3 protein-coding genes and 3 pseudogenes are annotated in these 3,764 nt (G+C 60.4%); 2 read left to right on the forward strand and 4 right to left on the reverse strand.

What is annotated here, in order from left to right; all coding sequences use genetic code 11:
• Positions 1 to 180: 180 nt before the first annotated feature.
• Positions 181 to 651, reverse strand: a pseudogene (locus FS320_RS39905) (IS110 family transposase); the annotation flags it as partial.
• Positions 652 to 708: 57 nt separating this feature from the next.
• Here FS320_RS39905 and FS320_RS39910 point away from each other — a divergent pair.
• The gene (locus tag FS320_RS39910) at positions 709 to 1,281 is read left to right on the forward strand and encodes an NADPH-dependent FMN reductase (protein WP_152717973.1); all 573 of its coding nucleotides are present in this window, start codon (positions 709 to 711) and stop codon (positions 1,279 to 1,281) included.
• 286 nt (positions 1,282 to 1,567) lie between these two features.
• Here FS320_RS39910 and rnk read toward each other — a convergent pair whose 3' ends face one another.
• Together rnk and FS320_RS39920 are read right to left on the reverse strand one after the other, a co-directional pair.
• Positions 1,568 to 1,990: a nucleoside diphosphate kinase regulator gene (gene rnk, locus FS320_RS39915; protein ID WP_152717975.1), complete on the reverse strand. Its 423-nt coding sequence runs from the start codon at positions 1,988 to 1,990 to the stop codon at positions 1,568 to 1,570.
• A 119-nt stretch (positions 1,991 to 2,109) separates the two neighbouring features.
• Complete coding sequence (locus tag FS320_RS39920) at positions 2,110 to 2,610, reverse strand: GreA/GreB family elongation factor (protein ID WP_152717977.1); 501 nt, start codon at positions 2,608 to 2,610, stop codon at positions 2,110 to 2,112.
• A 689-nt stretch (positions 2,611 to 3,299) separates the two neighbouring features.
• On the opposite strand from FS320_RS39920, the pseudogene FS320_RS39925 reads away from it, so the two are divergent.
• Positions 3,300 to 3,467: pseudogene (locus tag FS320_RS39925) on the forward strand (MgtC/SapB family protein); the annotation flags it as partial.
• 54 nt (positions 3,468 to 3,521) lie between these two features.
• On the opposite strand, the pseudogene FS320_RS49170 reads toward FS320_RS39925, so the two are convergent.
• A pseudogene (locus FS320_RS49170) lies at positions 3,522 to 3,635 on the reverse strand (IS5/IS1182 family transposase); the annotation flags it as partial.
• Positions 3,636 to 3,764 lie beyond the last annotated feature (129 nt).

Raw genomic sequence — 3,764 nt, forward strand, 5'->3', positions numbered from 1 at the left:
TGCAGACCTTCCTCGATGCAATCCCGTTAGCGAAGGAGAAGATGATCGCCGCTTGAAAACATCATCGGACAGATGAGCCCGACCAACTCTCGGACGCCAAATGTCAGATCAAGTTCCAGCTACTACAGCTTAAGCTACACTCGCCAGCCTTCATCAACCTTCCCATGCATAAGAACGGCTAAAGGCCAGCGACACCACAGGGCCAACACCGGGAATGGTCATCAGGCGCCGGCAGACGTCATCATCCCGGACGGTCGCCAATACTTTGCGATGCAGGATGGCGAAGCGCTCCTGCAGGCTCTGATGGGCCGCGAGCAGACCGGCCACGAGCTCGCGGATGCGGTCCTCGAACCTGACCTTGCCAATAATCCCGACTTTGAGCCCAAAGTTGCGCAGCAGACCGCGGATATCGTTCTCAATGGCAATGGCTTTTTCCTGCAACACCTTGCAAGCGGTCAGCAGGGCGCGTCGGTTCTGGCTGGCCAGCGTCTTCACATGCACAGGCCGGAACAGGTTGACGCGCATCATCTGAGCAATGCCACGAGCATCGTTGCGGTCGGTCTTGTTCACCTGCGCCTTCAGGAACGCCTTGGCGTGGCGCGTCTCGATGCAAATGACCGGCAGCCCGGCCGCGGCCAGCCCGCTGTAGAGTCACTGCGACAGCACACCGGACGGAGCCCATCCCTGTCCATGCAAAGGGAGCCTGCCATGACCACGTTCAAAGTTGGCTATCTGATCGGCAGCCTTGCCAAGGAGTCCATCAACCGCAAGCTCGCCACGGCACTGACGCGCGTTGCCCCGGAGCACCTCACGTTCACCGAGATCCCGATCAAGGACCTGCCGCTCTACAGCTACGACTATGATGCCGATTACGCGCCGGTTGCCCGCGCATTCAAGGGCGCCATCGCGGCCGTCGACGCGGTCCTGTTCGTCACGCCCGAGTACAACCGCTCGATTCCCGGCGCGCTCAAGGACGCCATCGATTGGGCCAGCCGACCGTACGGGAAGAACTCCTTCACCCGCAAGCCCACGGCGGTGATCGGCACTTCGCCCGGTGCCATCGGCACCGCCGTGGGGCAGCAACACCTGCGCAGCGTGCTCGGCTTCTGCAACTCGCCGCAGATGAACGCACCGGAGGCCTACATCCAGTTCAAGCCCGGGCTGATCACCGATGAGGGCGAGGTCACCAACGAATCCACGGCCGAATTCTTGAAGACCTACATGGCGGAGTTTCATCAGTTCATCGTAAGGCTCTACACCGCCCTGCCCCGTGACGCATAGGACGCTCCGAGCGCCGGCAGGCGTCAACCCCGTAAGATCCCCTTTGCCAAGGCGTGCCAGCCTATGGAGTCGAGCCGCAAGAAGATCGTCATCACCCAATCTGGTCGATGACAATCTTCCGGATTTCCTCACGGGTCAGCGGGTTCGGTTGGGGTGTCCACACTGGCACCGCAGCCCCTTTGATTCAGTCGGCTCGTGCTCCTTCGGCTTCTTGGTTATGACGATTTTGCTTTCAGCTTTCATTTCATTTTCCTTGACTGATTTCGAAGTGCTTTTATTGCGGGCGTCAGGCGCTGAGGGCGGCCATCCGCTCGGGCTGGAAATGCACCCGTAGCACCGTCAATCCACGCCATCCGCCCTTTGGGCTCTGCCACTCTATTGACTGTCCTTCCGACAGGCCGATGACGGCCGCACCGATGTGTGTCAGGACCGAAACTCGTCCCGCATCCAGATCCTCCTCATCCGGATAGACAACGGTGATGCGGCGAGTCTGGCCAGTTACGTCATCCTGGTACTCGACTTTCGAATGCATCGTCACAACATCCGGACGGATCGCATCGGGGGCTACGACGTCTGCCCGCCCGAGTTCGTCCGCCAGCATTGCGGCGACCGCGTCGTGATGGCTGTGAACGCCAGCCGTCGCGATCCAGGACAATCGATCAAAATTGATCGAAGAGACCGTGATGGGAGGTCGGTTCACTTGCTCCATTATCTTCTCCAAGGTGTCACTCCGCCCCGTCGCGAGAAGGCGACGGATACTTGCTGCTTCGAATTAGGACCGTCCGCAGACCATGACCGAGACAGGGTCACTGGCCGGGAAGGTCTCCATCAGGGCCTCGTCAAGCCGACGGTCGAGATCGTCCCGCGAGTTGTCATGCCCGTCGCTGATGGATCAGGTGTGTTCCGGGTAGACTCCTCGTCATCTGGCAGAAGCCTGAACTGGACATCCTCCACCACGACCTCGTGCCACGGCCCGTTCGGGCTCGTCCGGAATGGCATGCAGTCGCCCACCCGCAGTCCGAGCAGCGCGATCCCCAATGGGGTCGTTACGGACAGTTCGGCGCCCGGCCAGAGAAGGTCCTGCGAATGAACCAGGATGTGCTCCATCGGCTTTCCGCCGCCGTTGAGCCGATACGTGACCTTCGCGTTGGTCGAGACCACGTCGTCCGGCAGTCTGGCGGGATGGCAGAGGGCGGCCCGCCGCAGCTCGGACAGCAGGAACTGGCGACGCGGCCCGCGCCGGTGGGGATCCATGACCGCGAGGGACATGAGACGGTTGTAATCGTCCGTAGCGATGGTGATTTGCGGCAAGTCAATGGCGGTGTTCATCAGATGATCCTCCTGGGCGGCACCGACCCGGGCTCGCGAACCTCGATGCGCCGCGGCAAACAGCGGCGCTGACCCATGAGCGGGTTTGCTGAAGTCAATGTGCGAAAAGTGTCATGACCCCGAACGACGGCGGCGCGAGGCGTCCAGCCTGGTTCGGGGCTCAGCGGCCTGCGAGGAGGCGGCCTCCGCGGAGGAGAATATTGTGCGAAGTAATCATGACAATCTTTATTTAAGTAGTAAAATAAAGAATGCAAGGTCAATTAGAACAATGGAGAGTTACAGGCATCTTATCCTCTCTTGCGGAAACGTATTCGGAAGAAAGCATTTCCAAATCAAGGTTGCGGCGCCGGCCACTTAGCAGCGGATAACTGTCTTGCGTGCAGAGTAAATGAACTTTCATTACCGCAGGCATGCCGACGAATGCTCCCATATTGCCAGGACGGTCGCCCTGTTGGGAGCGAACCGGGAGTGAAGGTGGCTTCGATACCTATTGATCTCTCCGGACAAGGGTGAGGGATCCGCGCCTCGCACGTGCCGTAACCGGGGCAAACAGCGTCGCCGAGCCGTGACTCCGACAGCGTCCTTTTCGTGTCCGACGCGGCAGCCCGTTCGCGCTGGAACGGCTCCATGGAACCAAGGCAGGTCCCCTCGGTCTTTCCCTGCACCGCGTTCGATGCCGTGGAGATGCAATGGAACAGATCGAGCACCTGCTGGAGACGCTCCGGGTTCTCCCTCATGTCGCCGCCCTGGCTTTTGCCTATGCGCTTGCCTTGCCGATCGGCTGGGACCGCGAGCGCAACGAGCGCAGCGCAGGCTTGCGGACGTTCCCTCTCGTGGCGGTCGCAAGCTGCGGCTTCGGACGTTGGTGCATAATTGAGAGGTGGGCCGCATGCACCCCTTAGCCCTGGGGTTCAGACGAGGCGCTGGGATACTGGCATGCCAAGGCTGGTCATGATGTTGATGACCTTGCAGCCGACCGCAGCTTCGGCCTTTTGCATAGACAGAGTCCGGGCGTGGAGGCGGCGACGACGTTGGTGCGTAAATCGGACCGGGGTGTCGTGCCAAGTCAGGGGTAAGGTATAGAGGCGGTCTTCTGAAACCGAGAGCCGCATGCCCTACAAGGTTAATGAAGAGCGCCGCCACAAGATTCCAAA

It is taken from the genome of Microvirga tunisiensis (assembly GCF_009296175.1).
Taxonomy (GTDB): Bacteria; Pseudomonadota; Alphaproteobacteria; order Rhizobiales; family Beijerinckiaceae; genus Microvirga; species Microvirga tunisiensis.